The sequence below is a fragment of the Methanosarcina sp. Kolksee genome (assembly GCF_000969945.1).
Lineage (GTDB): Archaea > Halobacteriota > Methanosarcinia > Methanosarcinales > Methanosarcinaceae > Methanosarcina > Methanosarcina vacuolata.
Genome location: NZ_CP009524.1, coordinates 381,034 through 396,592, shown reverse-complemented (window position 1 = coordinate 396,592; position 15,559 = coordinate 381,034). Strand labels below are relative to the sequence as shown.

Here is a 15,559-nt window from a genome sequence, read left to right as displayed (position 1 = left end):
CCTTTTTTAGTAGAATTTATATGTTTGAGAGATTCATTTAAAGAAAGTTTAAGAAAAAAATGGATTTTATATGAGTTCATAATTTTACACTCCCCAGCCTGTCCTTATAAAATCTGTAAAACGGAGCTCCATTTATGATCCACCTTTTCAGTGCAGGAAAACTCGCTTTTGGAAGCATTAAAAGTGCAAAGCTGCGTTCGACCCTTACAGTGCTTGGAATCGTCATAGGAGTTGCAGCTGTAATTGCAAATGTGTCTCTTGGGGCGAGTTTCAACCAGCATTTTACGAATGAAGTGACCAATATAGGATCTAATTTCATTTATATTCAGGGGATGCAGCCCAAACTTTTTTACGACAATGAGTTGAAGATCGTTGAGAACACACCCGGGATCTCGGGAGTTTCTCCTTTGAAATCACAAACTGCAGAAGTCACGTACATGTCCGAAACCAAAAATATTATGGTTAGCGGCGTAGGGAAATCCTATGATGAGGTGGCAAACACAAAGCTTCAGAAAGGAGATTTTATTACTGACAACGACGGGTATGTGGCAGTTATCGGGTACAAGGTTGCAAACGAGAAATTCGACCGGAACATCTCGGCCCGAAACTCCATAAACATAACCTTCAGGGTAGGAGAAGACGAAAAAGTTACAAAGACCTTTAAAGTTAAGGCAATAATCCAGAACCCGGAGAACACTGTTATCCAGGCGTACAATGACAACGAAGCCGTTCTTATCCCAATCGATGTCATGAACGAGATCCTTGGCGAAAAAGATTATGGCGGGGTTTTTGCAATGGCTGATGACCCCGCAACAGTTAAGGAGACTTCGGATGAGGTCGATGAGCGTCTTGCCAGAAATTTCGGGATTTCTGAAAGAGAACTTGAAGATAAAGATTCCCGCCCTTATATCATTGTCAATCAGGCAGAGGTACTGGAACAGACGGATATGATGGCGGCAGCTTTAAGTTCTTTCCTGACGGCCGTTGCGCTAATCTCGCTGCTGGTTGGCTCGATAGGAATCATGAATATCATGCTCGTAAGCGTAACTGAAAGGACGAGGGAAATAGGAGTGCTCAAATCTCTTGGATTTACAGGCTTTGACATTCTTTTTCTTTTCATGATAGAATCAATCCTGCTCGGAGTTTTCGGGGGCCTCCTGGGGAGTACGGTTGGAATCGCAGGTGCATACAGTGTTGAAACCCTCCTCAAACTGCCTGTCGTCTTTCCTTTCAGCCTAATTGCGGCCGGATTCTTCGTAGCTGTTTTCGTGGGCTTTGTCTCGGGAGTCTACCCTGCAAGAAAAGCCGCAAAAATGAAGCCTGTGGACTCACTAAGGCACGAGTAAACTTCAGCAAAAATTGAAATGAATGATTTAATTTAAGAATACTTGACGGATTTCTATCCAATGATTTACTTAATTTTTTACTTAATTTTTTACTCAATTATTTATCTGCTTTTAATTTATCTGCCTTTATTTGTGACTTTGCCGCTGCCTGAAACCTGCGTGTTGAACTCTTCCGGGTTCCCTCCATAGAATACATTTCCACTTCCGCTTATATTAGTGTCAAGTTTCCGGTCCGCGTAGACATTTGCATTTCCCGCACCCCTGATACTTACTCTGGTCATCTCGGTCCTGAGTTCAGGAGCATCAACACTTCCCGAACCTTCTATATTTATTTCATGTGAAGAGGCATTGCCTTTCAGGAGGACACCCCCAGAACCGGAAATCAGGCTCTTCAGAGAGCTGGCATTTGTCTCCAGTTTGATATTACCTGAACCTGTGATTGCGAGATCCAGGTTTTCGGAATCAATCGGCGTAGTTCCTATAATATCCCCCGAACCACTGAGGGAAAGGCTCCGGACTTCTTCCATCCCTGCATAGATCTTAATAGTTTTCTGGGGGCGGATGCATTTTTTCGCATTGATTACCAGAACTCCGTTTTCCACGCTGGTCTCCAGGAGGGGCAGGATGTTATCTTCTGCTTCGATTCTAAGGCTGCTGTTCCCTTGCTCAATAAATACGTTTCCTGAAATACGTGAATCCAAGCTGTGAAAAGGTTCAATGCTACGGGTTATAGTTTCCACATTTCCTGAGCCACGTTCGCAATCATAGTCCGTACATCCGCTTTCAGCCATCACCACAGCCAGCAATAGGATTCCCAGGAGAAAAACAGAAGTCCCTGCAGGCTTGGTTACGCTCACTTTTCCTTTCATTTTCCCAATCGATATTTTTTCCCATCTTACTTTTCCTGCCCTTTCAAGCCGTTTTTTCATTCCCTTCTCATTTCCGGTCATATCTCTATCTCCTTCATACCTTTGTCCCTTTTCTTTTGATGTCGTTCCTTTTAGGCACCCTCATATCCTGATAGAAGCGAAGAGCGGAGTCATGGAGGACATACTCATAGTATGTTTGCTTCGAGTTTTTATTCTAGCTCATTTTGAATCAGGGTTTTAAAGAGCAGCATAAGAACTGATGCCTTACTTCGGAGTTTTTAACTGAATAAGAGTAATAGGGTCCTCTTAAATTCACTACCAAACTGGAACTTATTCCTCCTTTTTTCAGACAATTAACTAAGATAGTAGTGTTTCCAAAAAAATTACCATTTCTTTTCAGGTTAAAATCCAATTAACCTTCCTAAAAACCGCAAATTTTGGTGAGGAGCACGTATAATCTCCCCTGGCTATGTATTGTGAAAGCTCCATTTATACCACTAAACGAAAATTTCAAATGAAAATTGCTATCCAAAATATTAAAAACTTTTTGAGATGAGATCTTGCAGGCAAATACTTACAGGGAGCTCTGTCCAAAAATACTATTCTTTAGCCGTATTTTTACTGGAAATAACTGTAAGTTACGGCATTACAGAAAGAAAGGAATTACAAGCCTTCTCTGAATGAATAAGTCAAGAAAGAGCTAAAAACTATATTTCTTAAAGGCTTTTAAGTGTATATAGCCTTAAATAGGCCAGATTAAAGTATTGAGCTTTCAAATCGGCTTATACTGGAAAAAGAGCTTGAAGACTGCGAAAACCAGAATAAAGAGCCCAAAACCAATCTTGAGGAGCACTTTCCCACGCTCAATGGGCTCTTTTTTGGCTTTAACCGCTCCATATCAGACCTGCCCCAATCCAAATTCCGGAGGGAAAACAGAACGCAGCCTGTCGCATGTGATTCTATCTGGATATTACAACCACGGAAAACACGGAAAGCATGGAAGAAACACGCCTTTACTACTGATTTCCGTGTCTTCCGTGCTTTCAGTGGTTTTCAAAAAATTCATTTCTGACATACTTTGGAATCGATGAACTAGAAAATAAAAAGGCAGAGTAAACTTTCCAGGGTTAATTTGTTTGAAAACGATAACTTCAAAGACTGCTGCAAAAAATATAAAGGACTCAAAAAATAGTAATATCGTTGGAACAACTAAATCATATACAAAGGGGGTTCACAAATGGAACAGAAAGTGGGCGAAAAATCTGAAGAAGAATGGAAAAAAGTACTTACTCCTGAACAATATCACATCCTGCGAAAGAAAGGTACGGAAAGTCCCTTTTCCGGCAACCTGTACTATAACAAGGAAAAAGGAGTTTACACCTGTGCTGCCTGCGGGCAGGAGCTCTTTTCCTCAGACACAAAATTCGAGTCCGGAACCGGCTGGCCAAGTTACTCTGACGTTATTTCCAGCGACAGGGTAAGGCTCAAAGAAGACACCAGTTATTTCATGAACAGGATAGAAGTAGTCTGTTCTCGCTGCGGAAGCCACCTGGGCCATGTATTTGAAGACGGACCTGCACCAACCGGAAAACGCTACTGCATTAACTCCATTTCTCTTAATTTCAAGAAAGAAGGAGAAGAAGACAAGCAAGGCGGAGAAAGAAAGTAAAAAAGTAGAAAGAAAGTAAAAAAGTAGAAAGAAAGTAAAAAAGTAGAAAGAAAGTAAAAAAGTAGAAAGAAAGTAAAAAAGTAGAAAGAAAGCAAAAAAGTAGAAAGAAAGCAAAAAAGTAGAAAGAAAGTAGGAAGTAAAGTTCAACAAGCCAGATCTTGTGATTTATAAGTTTATGGATTAGGGAGAGGGGGCTCAGATAAAACTTGAAACCAGCAAAAATATACTTTGAGATAATTGGATTTTTTATCTTTTTAATTTCCTATATTTTATTTTTCAATATATTATTTTCTGTTAAGGGATTAGGGCCCTCTATTTATGTTCCGGGCACACTCCTTTTTGCCCTCTTAGGATATTGGCTGGGAGGGATCCTGTACGAGAAGTATTTCAAATGAAAAATCTGCTCAAAAATAATCAGGTTATCACAACCTAATAGATCTCTATATAGAGATTTTATAGAACTTTATTTTTCATAATATTTATTATAGATTATAGCAATCTATTAAATAGATGTTAAAAGCAATAATTTTTGATGTGGACGGAGTTCTTATAGATTCCATGCGTTTCCAGGCCGATGCCTGGGTTAAAACCTTCAAGGAAATTGGTATTAACATTACCAGAGAAGACATTTATGAGCTCGAAGGCTCAAACAACAAAAGATTAATTAAATCAATTTTCGAAGAGGCCGGAAAGGAGCCTGAGCCCTGGCATTTAGAGCAATTGCCTGAAAAGAAACGTGAGGTTCTCGAGTTTGATCGGATAAAGCCTTATGAAGGTATCCCGGATTGCCTTAAGGCATTGAAACGGCATTTCAAGCTCGCTCTGGTTTCAGGGTCACATACTGATACCGTAAATAAAGTTGTCAATAAGTATTTCTCTAACTGTTTTGATGTCATAATTACCGGGAGTGACCTTGAGCGCGGAAAACCGGACCCGGACCCTTACCTTAAAGCCCTTGAGAAACTTGACCTGGCAAAAAACGAGTGCATGGTAATTGAAAATGCACCTCTGGGGATAACCGCCGCCAAGAGGGCAGGGATTTACTGTGTTGCAGTTACGGGTATGCTTGAACCTGAAAAGATTGAGCATGCGGATCTTGTGCTCGAAAACCATGCTGCCCTTTTCAAGTATCTGAAGAATCTCATTCCAAAGTGATATTACAAAGTGATATTACAAAGTGATCATGGTTTTTCCTGATCATTTCTTCATTATCCAGGATTTGCAGAAGTATTGCGGAAACTGAAGAGGCTTTTCACAAAATTTTCTCATTACAATCTTTTTCAAGCATTTCTCTTACAGCACGAGGCCCGTCCAGTTCTCTGGCAAGTCTTTGTAGCCTTTCGGTTTTATTCCTGTATCTTTTTTCCTCAAGGACTTCCCGAATACATTCGAGTACGACCTCAGGAGGCGTGGAATAGCTGAGCATCCTTCCGTAGCCTTCTTCCTCGATTACTTCAGCATTATTTTCCTGCTCACTATGCCCCTTGTCAGGAAAAGAAAGGATAGGAATCCCAAAGCTCAGGGCTTCCATCATAGTACTGTGCCCTCCTGGAGCTATTACTGCATCAGAACTTTTCAGGTATGGATATGTATCTTTTATGAACTTAAGAATCTGTACATTTTCTGGCAGGCCAACCAGGTTTGAGGGATCGAGGGAAGGACCTGAAATCAGGGTGTAATTAATGGACGAATCAAGTTTTGCTGTTTCGAGCACCTTTCTGAAAATAGGCTCTCTGTATCCGAAGCCCCCTATAAGTGAAACAATATGTGGTTTCTTAAGGGGAATTGACTCCACATCTTCGTATTTTTCTTTTATAAGGGGACCGCTGAAGAATAGCTTTTCCTGAACTCTACCCCGAAAATTAAGGTTTTTCTTGCAAACGGTATAAGGAAGCGGGTAATCAGGAATAATTATTTTGTCTACTTTTTCAAAAATCTGGGTATAGAACTTTCTGGTCACTTCTCCAAGAAGCCTCAAGGATACTCCACGGTTTTTGAAAAACTCTTCCATATTTGATTGGTTCAGGATGAGGTATACCGGAATTCTAAGTGTAAAGCCAGCGAGAGTTCCCAGATAATAGCTGTCCGAAATAACGACATCAGGACCAATCTCTTTGATCAGTTTAAGGAGTTTTGGTCCTCCAAAAATGTCAGCACTTTTAAGGGTAGCCTCAATTGAACTTGTAAGATCTAGGGCTCCAGCTTTTCCGATCAGCTTTATTTCTGAAGGGATTTCATGTGCCGAATACCCTGTTTTTTCGACCAGCTCCTTTGAATATCCATATGCTCCGAAATGCACTTCGTGTCCGCCAGAAAGGAGTTCTTTCCCCAACGCAAGGCACCGGCTGGTATGACCAAGCCCTTCTCCACATATCAGAATAATTATTTTCAATTTTATCCGTCCCCCTTAAAAATACATTTCTTTCTCTTTATTCTCTCCTTAATTCTCGATTTGTAATTCTATATTCCGGGCTTTTTTCAAAGAATTTGCGGATAAGCCCTGATCCGTCTAAATAATCGAAAATTAGTAATGTATTCAAAATCAGTATTTAAACTGAGCATTCACAAACCTGGTCATTTCGAGTGCTTATTTCATACACAACCTGATAGAGTTCTCCTGGAAAAACAGATCAAAAATTCAGCTTTAGAAATTGTTGAGGAACTACTGTAACAGCTTCCATATATAAATGAAACATATTAACCCTAAAACGGGATCATTTTAAGAGTTCAAAATTAAAGGAAGAAAAAGTAACATGGGAGAATTATTTTAACTCCTTATTGATGGCACGGTTTTTGTCTGTTCGTATATTTTTTTATGATGGTATATTTTTTTGTCCCACGCTACTAATTATCGATACTCCACTAATGTATATATGTTTTTTCTTTTTTTCTATGTAATTATTAAATTAAATATATTCTTATGTTCTAAAAAGATATATTCTTATGTTCTGAAAAGATATATTCTCATGCTCTGAAAAAATATTCTGTTCCTCAAATTTAATTGCACAATATTTCGACATTGGTTGTTTTATTTTTATCATGTTGTTCTATATATTACTTTCTTTTTTTATCGGTCTATTAATTAGGGTAACATCTCGCCCGAGTTCTGCAAGCTTTTTTCGAAAAGGCCTGACCGAAAACCTCAACAACAATATGGTCGGCGTGACCGCAACTCTTTTAAAAAAAAGCTTGAGCTAAAACATTGTGAAGTGTGGTCAAGTGGGGAGAAGCTTGTGATTATAAATTCTATGAATAAAAGTGAAGCGCTTACATGCAAAATGGAATTACACAGGAACTCAGAACAGAAGAAAACGACAAAAACATGCAAAACCAAAACAGCCAGAAATATTAAGAATTATGGAGATTCAAAACAAATTTAAAAAAAAGAGAACCGGAGGGTTCGGCTTAGAGGCCGTAGTTCTCCGGTAGGAAGACCTTAACTTCACTCTTGTATTTTGTAAGGCAGTCGTCCATGAACTTGTCCATGTCGTCTGGAAGAGCTTCGAGAGCTGCCTTTGCGTCTGCGAGGGCTTTGGCTTCGAACCTGGAGAGCTCAAGCTTGCCAGCTGCACCTTCTTCGACAATGTTGCAACATTCGACTGCAGCGTTCTTTGCTCTGAGATAGATGTTGTCTCCGTCCTTAACAATTGCCTGACCGACCTTGTAGGCGTTGTCGTATGCAAGTACGTACGCCTGTGGGTCTCTGTACCTGTCGGAGAGCATCAGGAGGTCCCTGAGAACTTTGTCGTTCTTGGTTTCAAGAGCGGTATTCATAAGGGCGCAGTCGTATGCAAGGGACTCGGACCAGCACTGAACAGTTGTACCGCCGAATTCACCGTGGTACTCAACAGACTCGTTGGACCAGCAGTCACAGCACTGCATAATGAGGTTACCCATTACATCAGAGTGAGCGCAGGTTGAGGTCTTACCTTCCTGGGTCATTGGCATACCTGTGATGGCTTTGACAACGACGTTTTCATATCCGCAGTCCTTACCTGGACCAACAGCGCCACATTCGTATGCGACGAGTGATCTTGGAGCAGAGATTGCTCTTGCAAGGATTGCAAGGGTGTGGGCGAGGTTCTTGTCGAGCAGTCCACCGCCGATGAACATTGCAGTGTTTGCCTGGGCACAGTCAGTGTCACCTGCAGAAACAGTTCCGGTCTTCTTTGCAATTGCGGAGATGTCGGACCAGATGAGTTCCATGTCAATGGAACCAAGACAGCCAATTGCGTAGAGCATACCAGCGATGTCGTTCCTAAGAACTGCGTAGTCGAATACTTCCTTACCACCCATTGATTCAACGGAAAGCAGGTCAGCACCGGCCTTTGCGCATTCTTCGAAGGCTTCGAGGAAGACAGAGTACTTGTCGCCTCTAAGCTGGAGGAAATCCCTGTTCTCACGGATGTCACCGATTGTGTGGCGGAGTGCACACTTTATACCATATTCATCGTGGAATTCTTCCATGATGGTCTTCTGGGCATGTGCAACTTCTGCTCCCCAGGATGGGTTGTTGGACATCTGCTGAACGTGTTCGGTTTCGAGGATAACTGCTGGGAAACCGACCTGAACCATTCTTGACATAATGTCGGTTGTGATCCTCTCGTATTCCTTTACGAGCTTTTCCTTGGATGAACCGGCTTCAGGTCTAGGAGCATAGTTAATTTCAGGAATTGTGTAACCTGCACCGATTTCGAGGCCGAGACCTGCCTTTACAGGGTACTTGGATACGCCGAAGGTCATTTCATCTGCGCTTGCGTATGCCATTGAAGTGTATCTTTTTGCTGCCATTTAACTCACCTCAGTGCTTGTGGAATTTATCTCTTAATGTTGCGACATCTGTGGTACCTGCGATGATTGCATCAGCAATCTTGGGGGCATCAGCGGCTTCTTCTCCATATACACCAAGTGCAAACTGGGATACGAAGTCCTGGTTAACTGCGCCGCCACCGCATGCGAACGGAATCTTATATCCTTTCTCGAGGAGTTTGTCATTAACTTCCTTGAATGCGTACATTGTGGTGGTCATGAGTGCAGTACCTGTGACCATGATTGGGTTGTTTTCAGCAACTGCCTTGAGAACTTCATCCACAGGGACGTCCCTTCCAAGGTCGACTACATTGTAACCGTTTGCCCTGAGGAGAGCGGTAACGATATTCTTTCCGATGTCGTGAACGTCACCTTCTGCGACGTGGCAGACAACGGTTCCCTTGGTTACAGGAGCAGTTTCGGAGTTTTCCTTACAGAATTCGATACCTTCGAGCATGGCGTCAGCGGACATCATGACATTTGGAAGGAAAATGATACCTTCATCATAGAGTCTTGTGACAACGCCCATACCGACCATGAGAGCGTCATCGATAAGTGTAATTGGGTCCTTACCTGCATCGATTGCGGCCTGGAGACCCTCGATAACGTCATCTTCTTCTCCTTCAAAGATGGCCTTTGCGATCGGGTAAATAAGTTCGTCTTTAGGATAGATCTCTTCTGCGGCTTCTTCAGGCGTCATTGCCTTTTCCAGAGCCACATTGTATCTGGTTAAAACCTTTTTCAGACTTGCCTCTGTAAAGTCCAACATATTTTTAAACCTCCGTTTTGGTTTTTGGCAAAAAGGTCACTACCGTTGCCGGGTCTGCAGTCCCGGACATGTTCGGTGTCATGATGTTCCGGCTTTACCTCCGTGAAGTCTTTTCTTTCGAGGATATTCAGACCTGGAAATCTACAGTTCATCCGTTCTACAGGATTTTATCTCTAGATTTTACTCAGAGTCTACCAGCGAAAGAATTTTCTCCTTCTCACCGGAACTTTTCCTTTTTGATTAATTCGCGTGTCTGCTAATGCTGACACGTCTTTACAGCATTATTAGGGGAGATTATCACATATACCATAACCGACGGGAATTTTTTTCTGATTTTTACAGGACAATAAGAGGTCTGAAATTTTGAATCGATTACAGAGCATTTTGCCACGAAATTTTATGTACCCGTTTTTCAGGAGATATACCCCTCAAATTTTTGAAGTAAATTTGAAATACATTTGAATATTTTTTAGATTCATGAATTTTTAGATTCGTGAGGGGAAACATATCAAAATTGTTTAAACAATGTGATTATTAAGATAAAGCCTATCAAAAATTTCAATGATCGTACTCTACGATTTCAATTTTATACAACTTGATTATTCTGTCATATAAGACCGTAAAAATTTAAAAATGCATTTAAAGCTATCGTTTTTATGAGTATCTGAAATTAGTTTAAGACTTTTTGAATTATATCTACAAGATGCCTTCGCGTTTAAAATTATTAATCCAAACTCTTTTATATAAATGGATATATCGAATCTCAATAATGGCACAAACGCTTCTTCCTATTCAGGTCGTATAAAGCAGACTGAAGGTAGAATTTACATCTGTCTTTGTGCGGAGACTTTAGTGTCACATGATACAGAGATTCTATATTAATACAAAAACGCGATAGAAGTGGTTTGAATGCAACACGAGTTAATAGATGTAGTATTTCGTTCCCAGAAAAGAAAAGACCTCCTTTTACTCTTGGGAGAGGAACCAAGAACAATGGAAGAAATTAAGACCTTTCTTGATGTTTCTCCCACGGCTATCTTACCCCAGATCAAAAGGCTTACAGACAGTAACCTTGTTATTCAAAAAAATGGCAGCTATGAATTGACAGATATGGGAGATCAGGTCTTTAAAAAAGTTCAGTCTCTTGTCAATGTCCTTACTTTACTCGAACAAGATAATTACTGGATCGAACACGACCTGAGTGGAATTCCTAAGTATCTCCTCGACAGAATAGGAGACCTGAAGGACTGCAAGCTGGTTGAACCCGATCCTAGCCAGATTTTTGAGCCGAGTACTGAACTTTTGAATTTTTTCTCCTCATCACGTTATCTGATGGTATTTTCGTCTTTCTATAGGCCTGAATTTCTCCCCCTTTACACAAGGCTTGGAAGGCTGGAGTCAGATGTTACCCTTATTTTCACTGAGTCGGTACTCGAAAAAATTATGCAGAATTATGAAAAGAAGATAAGAAAACTTGCTACGCTGGAAAACACCGAGCTTTTTGTCTGTAATGACGGGGTCAAGCTGGCTGAACTTATGGTCTCAGACCGCGGGATGATAATTTCTCTCTTTGATAGCAATGGGAGATTTTATTACGAGTATATGTCCTGTTCCGGACCTGAAGCCATAATCTGGGCAAAAGAGCTTATTGAGTTCTATAAATCAAGAGCCTGGCAGATCGAGAACGAGCAATGTATCGATAATTTTATTGGTACAGCCGAAAGCGAAGCTTTCCCGGAATCCATGATGTTCAGCCTGCACTGATAAATAGAGCAACCAGTTGACTCAGTACCAAAATCTAGTGATGAATGTAAAATTCAAAATCACTAGATTTTGTAATTGGTCACAATCCTTGTAATACAACTTAGGGATTGACGTCTTTAGATACCGAATATTGATTTTAGTGAAAACCGAATTTTTCTTGCTAATTCAGATTTTCAATCAAAAAATGCAAAAATCACTGGATTTTGGACCAGAGTCAACCAGTTGGCAAGAACATATATAAGGCAATTTGTAAGCGGTTGGTAAGGCAGTTTGTTCAGATGTAAACCATCAGAGTCGAATCTCCAACCAACTTTCAGAATCGCTTCAGAATCCCTTTCCGGAGGTTAAATTAAATGAGTACAGAACTTCAGTTAATAGATACAATTTTTTTTTCGGACAAGAGGAAAAATTTGCTTTTACTCCTGAAGGACGGGCCAAAGACAATTGAAGAAATTAAGAAAGGGCTTAAAGTCAGTTCCAGTCCTATAATGGCCCAGATCCGAATCCTTCTCAAAGAAGGGCTGCTGGTGCAAAAAGGGGACAGTTATTGTCTCTCTGTAAAAGGAAAGCTTATTGTCCCAAAAATGGAACCTCTTCTCTCCACTTTTCGGGTTTTCGACGAAAACCATGAGTACTGGGCAAGGCAGAATTTGCGGACTCTTCCTCCTCACTTGCTGGACCGAATTGGAGAACTTGGTAGCTGTAAAGAGCTTTTACCTGGAAAAACCCATATTTTTGATTACCCTCCTGAAATTATGGACCCTCTTTACAAGTCCAGGACAGTCATGGAGATTTCTTCAATTTTCCGCCCCGGATATCCGAGTCTATATCTGGACCTTGCAAAAAGAGGCATTGAGGTCTCGCTTGTCTTGGAAAGGCAAATATGTGAAAAACTAATTTCCGACTACAGGGCAGATGTGAAAGAGTTCTTAAACATGGAAAATGCGCACCTTTTTGTCTGCGACCATAAAATTGAGCTTGCTTCCAGCATTGTTACAGATCGCTTTATCTCCCTATCCATGATCTCTAAAGAAGGAAGGTACTATAACCATGAGATGGTAAGTTCTGAGAAAAGCGCCCTTGTCTGGGGACAGGAACTTTTTAACTATTACAAAGATCTGTCCAAACAAATAACTCAAATTTAATTTTTTAATCAATTTAATTTTCAAACAGTTTAGTTTCCAACTAATCTAGTTTTTTGATCAGTTTAGTTTTTGATCAGTTTAATTTTTTCGTTTCCAAAGTTTGAAATAATCTTAAGTTCCAGATTATTTAGAATGAAAAAGCAAGGTTTCCCAGCAATCGTTGACGAAAATACCGAAATCCTGATTCTTGGGTCTCTTCCGGGAGACATTTCTATAAGGAAGCATCAATACTACGGGCATCCAGGCAATGATTTTTGGAGGCTGCTTGGCAGTATTATCGGAGAAGACCTTCAGAGCATGGATTATCAAAATCGGCTTGAGACCCTGAAACACAATAAAATAGGGCTCTGGGATGTTTTCAAAGCCGGAAAAAGACAAGGAAGCGAAGATACAAAGATAAAGGACGAAGAAATAAACCAATTTTCAATGCTGAAAGACATGGCTCCGAACCTGAAGCTGGTTCTTTTTAATGGCAAGAAATCCGGAGAATATGAGCCGATTTTGAAGGTAATGGGATATGAAACAAAAGTCCTCCCTTCGTCAAGCGGAGCAAACCGGCGATCTTTACAAAGTCGAAAATCGGAATGGGACGCCGCTTTCAAGCGTTGATCGACTTTTCCTTATTGACCAGCTTTGTACCCATTCTTCTGAATAATCGGATTTTGTTGAATCTATTTAAAACGTGGAATCCCGACTCATTCAGGTTGTTCGATCGTTATGGCTTCATTGGGACAGGCTTCTTCACAGGCTCCGCATTCAACACATTCATCTTCATCGACAACTGCACAACCTTCGTCCTCATCAATAACGATTGCTTCTACCGGACACTCGTCCACACAGGTTCCACAGCCCGTACATTCTTCTTTATTGACTTTTGCTGGCATTCTAATATGTGTCTGAAGTTAAGGTTAGCCTGAACCTATTCTTAATTATATCAGATTAAATATATAAATTTAAGTGTATAAATTTTTCAACCCATTTTACCAGCAAAGTTTTCTTTTTGTTCTTTTTCACTTGTCGAGAATTCGGGATTTTTCCAACCGATTTAGTATTTCAAGCAGCTTCTTTTTGAACCTGTTGACTTTCCGAATCTGGTTAAGATATACTTCCCACTCCTCTTTCTTTCCAATAGATTCCAGCGTCTCCTTTATTTTTCGGAGGTATATTGATGCTACTTCATATGAGTTTACTTTTGTCTTTGAGATCAATTCTTCTGCAATGGTTTTCCAGATTTCAATCGCAACCTCAGGGTATTTGTCCTTTATAGCATTTGCAATTTCTTCTCCTAAGATAGATTGTATGGCTATTTCGGCTGCACCTTTGCTTTTTTTAAGCTCTTCATACCAGTGGACTACCTCATCAGCGTCATTTTCTTGAATAGCTATATGAATCAACAGATCAAGGACAGGAGGTTTAATTTTTTCTAACCAGCTTACTTCCAGCAGCCCTGATTCCGGGAGAATGCCCGGAATGATTGAAAAATCCTCCGTAGTTCTGGACTGGCGGACTGGCAACTCTCCGTTTCTCAAGTACTGGAGAGCAACCTCTCGGATTTCCGGCCACTTTCCAATTTTCATGGCTGCTTTCTGCATTTTAATATAACTGGAAAGTTGGGGATATCTGAAAAAATCTTCCGTTTCAAGGGCAGCTATGAAAAGCCAGTTTCCTTCGCTTTCTTTAATTTCAATAAGGGTTTGCAAGAGCTCGTAGGCAGTGCCAGGGTCATATTCTCTTAGTTCTTTGATCCCTTTATGAATCCAGTCTTCTGCTCTCTTTTTTTGCCCGGAATCGAGCAGTTCTCTAACAAGCCTCGTATAATTGCCTGTCCTTTCGACTTCGAGCTCGGAGATCGGGATAATCTCCTCCGAACGCCCAGCTTTTTTCAGGGCATCGATAAGTCTGTCAACAGCATAATCTCGTTCCCAGAATGACTCGTACAGGATATCTGTTTCTTTTTCTGTTTCTTTTTCTGTTTCTTTTTCTGTTTCTTTTTGCAACCGGACTTTCAGGGTTTCTGCAAATAGATTCCACTCTTCCCGAGAATAGGCTTCTCTCCAGATAACAGGTTCATTAAGAATACTGTGATTATCTTTTAGCTCAAGATCAAGAGTGTAAAGCATTTTCTCATGTGCAGGAAGAGAGGATTGAGATAAGGCTCTGAACACCACATCCATGCAACTGGAGATTTGTGTTCCGATATCCCTTTCTTCGTCATATTCCTCAATTTCATTATATCGGTCCATGAGCTCTTTTCCGATATCAAGAATCTCATCAGGATAACCTGAATCGAGGAGGCTTTCAAGCCGAACCTGTAACTTTGAAAAATCAGGCACTTCTTCGCTTTCGTAAGACCAGAAATCAAAACTTTTTAATTCTCTCCAGAGCCCATCCAGCTCGGAATAGATATTTCCAATAACTCCTTCCGGATTTTCAGATGAAAGGTGCTGACGGTCTGTCAGATATATGCCAAGCATGTTATCTTTTTTTGCGAACGTTGTCAGTATCTGGATTAATTCCGGCTTCTCCAGCTTTTCTAGATATTCCTGGAGAATCCGTGAAGATTTTTCGACCTGGTAAGCTCCAGAAGTTCCGGCTCCTGCAAATCCTCTTCTGGATCTTTTAATAAGGGGATCTTCCTCAGTAACAACCGACACATCTTCTCCCTGTTCAATAAGGTCAAGATATTCAAGTACAGTTGCAACTCCGTGTTTGCAGTCATACCCGACAGGACAGGTACAGATAGAACTCAGTTTCCCGTTTTCAAGGGAAACTTCAGTGAAATACTCTATCGTCCCTTCTACCCGCGCGACCAGACTGCCTGTGGAAGTGCATTTTATTTCCTTCACACGCCCCTCTTCTTGATACTTAATCCCCTTTGCAGTTGCTTTCCCTCCAGCCCAATCCTGGAGGTCACTCCATTTAAGTTCCTTGAAGTTCCGGGCAGTTTTGCTTTCTTCTGGCATATGTGAGTATTTATATAAACGTGGTATAAAAATAAACTTATAGCCTCTGTGATATAGTTCAGTGTTTTAGATATCCTGCTGCAATCCTGCTGCAAAACAGCATTGCTGAGGACGAAATCTTGTTTTCTGGATGTTAACTACTGAACTGGAATAGAGTTGCTGAATATCGAAGACGTTCTCAATTACCTCTTTTAAACCCCGATGGCCGTGCCTCAATGGTGTGGA

The 15,559-nt window shown here is 40.8% G+C and carries 13 protein-coding genes; 7 read left to right on the top strand and 6 right to left on the bottom strand.

Going from position 1 to position 15,559, the window contains the following annotated elements; translation table 11 throughout:
* The first annotated feature begins 134 nt into the window (after nt 1-134).
* A complete protein-coding gene (locus MSKOL_RS01790; RefSeq protein ID WP_048117343.1) occupies nt 135-1,346 on the top strand; it encodes an ABC transporter permease in 1,212 nt (403 codons plus the stop codon).
* A gap of 116 nt (nt 1,347-1,462) precedes the next feature.
* On the opposite strand, the gene MSKOL_RS01785 is transcribed toward MSKOL_RS01790, so the two are convergent.
* Nucleotides 1,463-2,296 (bottom strand): head GIN domain-containing protein, encoded by an 834-nt coding sequence (locus MSKOL_RS01785; RefSeq protein ID WP_048153366.1) that lies wholly within the window; start codon nt 2,294-2,296, stop codon nt 1,463-1,465.
* A 719-nt stretch (nt 2,297-3,015) separates the two neighbouring features.
* Here MSKOL_RS01785 and MSKOL_RS19695 point away from each other — a divergent pair.
* The 3 genes from MSKOL_RS19695 to MSKOL_RS01770 all read left to right on the top strand — a co-directional run bounded on the left by MSKOL_RS19695 (nt 3,016) and on the right by MSKOL_RS01770 (nt 5,039).
* A complete protein-coding gene (locus MSKOL_RS19695; RefSeq protein ID WP_156150930.1) occupies nt 3,016-3,306 on the top strand; it encodes a hypothetical protein in 291 nt (96 codons plus the stop codon).
* 146 nt (nt 3,307-3,452) lie between these two features.
* A complete protein-coding gene (msrB, locus tag MSKOL_RS01780) occupies nt 3,453-3,884 on the top strand; it encodes a peptide-methionine (R)-S-oxide reductase MsrB (protein ID WP_048153365.1) in 432 nt (143 codons plus the stop codon).
* A gap of 510 nt (nt 3,885-4,394) precedes the next feature.
* Nucleotides 4,395-5,039, top strand: coding sequence for an HAD family phosphatase (locus MSKOL_RS01770; protein ID WP_048117327.1), 645 nt, complete (start codon nt 4,395-4,397; stop codon nt 5,037-5,039).
* 97 nt (nt 5,040-5,136) lie between these two features.
* Here MSKOL_RS01770 and MSKOL_RS01765 read toward each other — a convergent pair whose 3' ends face one another.
* The 3 genes from MSKOL_RS01765 to mtaC all read right to left on the bottom strand — a co-directional run bounded on the left by MSKOL_RS01765 (nt 5,137) and on the right by mtaC (nt 9,462).
* Nucleotides 5,137-6,276, bottom strand: coding sequence for a UDP-N-acetylglucosamine--N-acetylmuramyl-(pentapeptide) pyrophosphoryl-undecaprenol N-acetylglucosamine transferase (locus MSKOL_RS01765; RefSeq protein WP_048153363.1), 1,140 nt, complete (start codon nt 6,274-6,276; stop codon nt 5,137-5,139).
* A gap of 1,013 nt (nt 6,277-7,289) precedes the next feature.
* Nucleotides 7,290-8,675: a methanol--corrinoid protein co-methyltransferase MtaB gene (gene mtaB / locus MSKOL_RS01760; protein WP_048153362.1), complete on the bottom strand. Its 1,386-nt coding sequence runs from the start codon at nt 8,673-8,675 to the stop codon at nt 7,290-7,292.
* A gap of 10 nt (nt 8,676-8,685) precedes the next feature.
* Complete coding sequence (gene mtaC, locus MSKOL_RS01755) at nt 8,686-9,462, bottom strand: methanol--corrinoid protein MtaC (RefSeq protein ID WP_048117314.1); 777 nt, start codon at nt 9,460-9,462, stop codon at nt 8,686-8,688.
* A 909-nt stretch (nt 9,463-10,371) separates the two neighbouring features.
* Here mtaC and MSKOL_RS01750 point away from each other — a divergent pair.
* The 3 genes from MSKOL_RS01750 to MSKOL_RS01740 all read left to right on the top strand — a co-directional run bounded on the left by MSKOL_RS01750 (nt 10,372) and on the right by MSKOL_RS01740 (nt 12,980).
* On the top strand, nt 10,372-11,226 hold the full coding sequence (locus MSKOL_RS01750; RefSeq protein ID WP_197078806.1) for a winged helix-turn-helix domain-containing protein: 855 nt from the start codon (nt 10,372-10,374) through the stop codon (nt 11,224-11,226).
* A gap of 353 nt (nt 11,227-11,579) precedes the next feature.
* Nucleotides 11,580-12,371, top strand: coding sequence for a winged helix-turn-helix domain-containing protein (locus MSKOL_RS01745; RefSeq protein ID WP_048153361.1), 792 nt, complete (start codon nt 11,580-11,582; stop codon nt 12,369-12,371).
* A 132-nt stretch (nt 12,372-12,503) separates the two neighbouring features.
* The gene (locus MSKOL_RS01740; RefSeq protein WP_048117308.1) at nt 12,504-12,980 is read left to right on the top strand and encodes a DNA-deoxyinosine glycosylase; all 477 of its coding nucleotides are present in this window, start codon (nt 12,504-12,506) and stop codon (nt 12,978-12,980) included.
* A gap of 86 nt (nt 12,981-13,066) precedes the next feature.
* On the opposite strand, the gene MSKOL_RS01735 is transcribed toward MSKOL_RS01740, so the two are convergent.
* On the bottom strand, nt 13,067-13,255 hold the full coding sequence (locus MSKOL_RS01735; protein WP_048117305.1) for a 4Fe-4S binding protein: 189 nt from the start codon (nt 13,253-13,255) through the stop codon (nt 13,067-13,069).
* Between the two features lie 126 nt (nt 13,256-13,381).
* Nucleotides 13,382-15,334 (bottom strand): SWIM zinc finger domain-containing protein, encoded by a 1,953-nt coding sequence (locus MSKOL_RS01730; protein WP_048153360.1) that lies wholly within the window; start codon nt 15,332-15,334, stop codon nt 13,382-13,384.
* Nucleotides 15,335-15,559 lie beyond the last annotated feature (225 nt).

What these genes read in the sequence shown, in the direction of transcription:
- MSKOL_RS01735 (WP_048117305.1), bottom strand. Translation starts at nt 13,255, where the DNA reads ATGCCAGCAAAAGTCAATAAAGAAGAATGTACGGGCTGTGGAACCTGT.
- msrB (WP_048153365.1), top strand. Translation starts at nt 3,453, where the DNA reads ATGGAACAGAAAGTGGGCGAAAAATCTGAAGAAGAATGGAAAAAAGTA.
- MSKOL_RS01730 (WP_048153360.1), bottom strand. Translation starts at nt 15,334, where the DNA reads ATGCCAGAAGAAAGCAAAACTGCCCGGAACTTCAAGGAACTTAAATGG.
- MSKOL_RS01790 (WP_048117343.1), top strand. Translation starts at nt 135, where the DNA reads ATGATCCACCTTTTCAGTGCAGGAAAACTCGCTTTTGGAAGCATTAAA.
- mtaC (WP_048117314.1), bottom strand. Translation starts at nt 9,462, where the DNA reads ATGTTGGACTTTACAGAGGCAAGTCTGAAAAAGGTTTTAACCAGATAC.
- MSKOL_RS01745 (WP_048153361.1), top strand. Translation starts at nt 11,580, where the DNA reads ATGAGTACAGAACTTCAGTTAATAGATACAATTTTTTTTTCGGACAAG.
- mtaB (WP_048153362.1), bottom strand. Translation starts at nt 8,675, where the DNA reads ATGGCAGCAAAAAGATACACTTCAATGGCATACGCAAGCGCAGATGAA.
- MSKOL_RS01740 (WP_048117308.1), top strand. Translation starts at nt 12,504, where the DNA reads ATGAAAAAGCAAGGTTTCCCAGCAATCGTTGACGAAAATACCGAAATC.
- MSKOL_RS01750 (WP_197078806.1), top strand. Translation starts at nt 10,372, where the DNA reads ATGCAACACGAGTTAATAGATGTAGTATTTCGTTCCCAGAAAAGAAAA.
- MSKOL_RS01785 (WP_048153366.1), bottom strand. Translation starts at nt 2,296, where the DNA reads ATGACCGGAAATGAGAAGGGAATGAAAAAACGGCTTGAAAGGGCAGGA.
- MSKOL_RS01770 (WP_048117327.1), top strand. Translation starts at nt 4,395, where the DNA reads ATGTTAAAAGCAATAATTTTTGATGTGGACGGAGTTCTTATAGATTCC.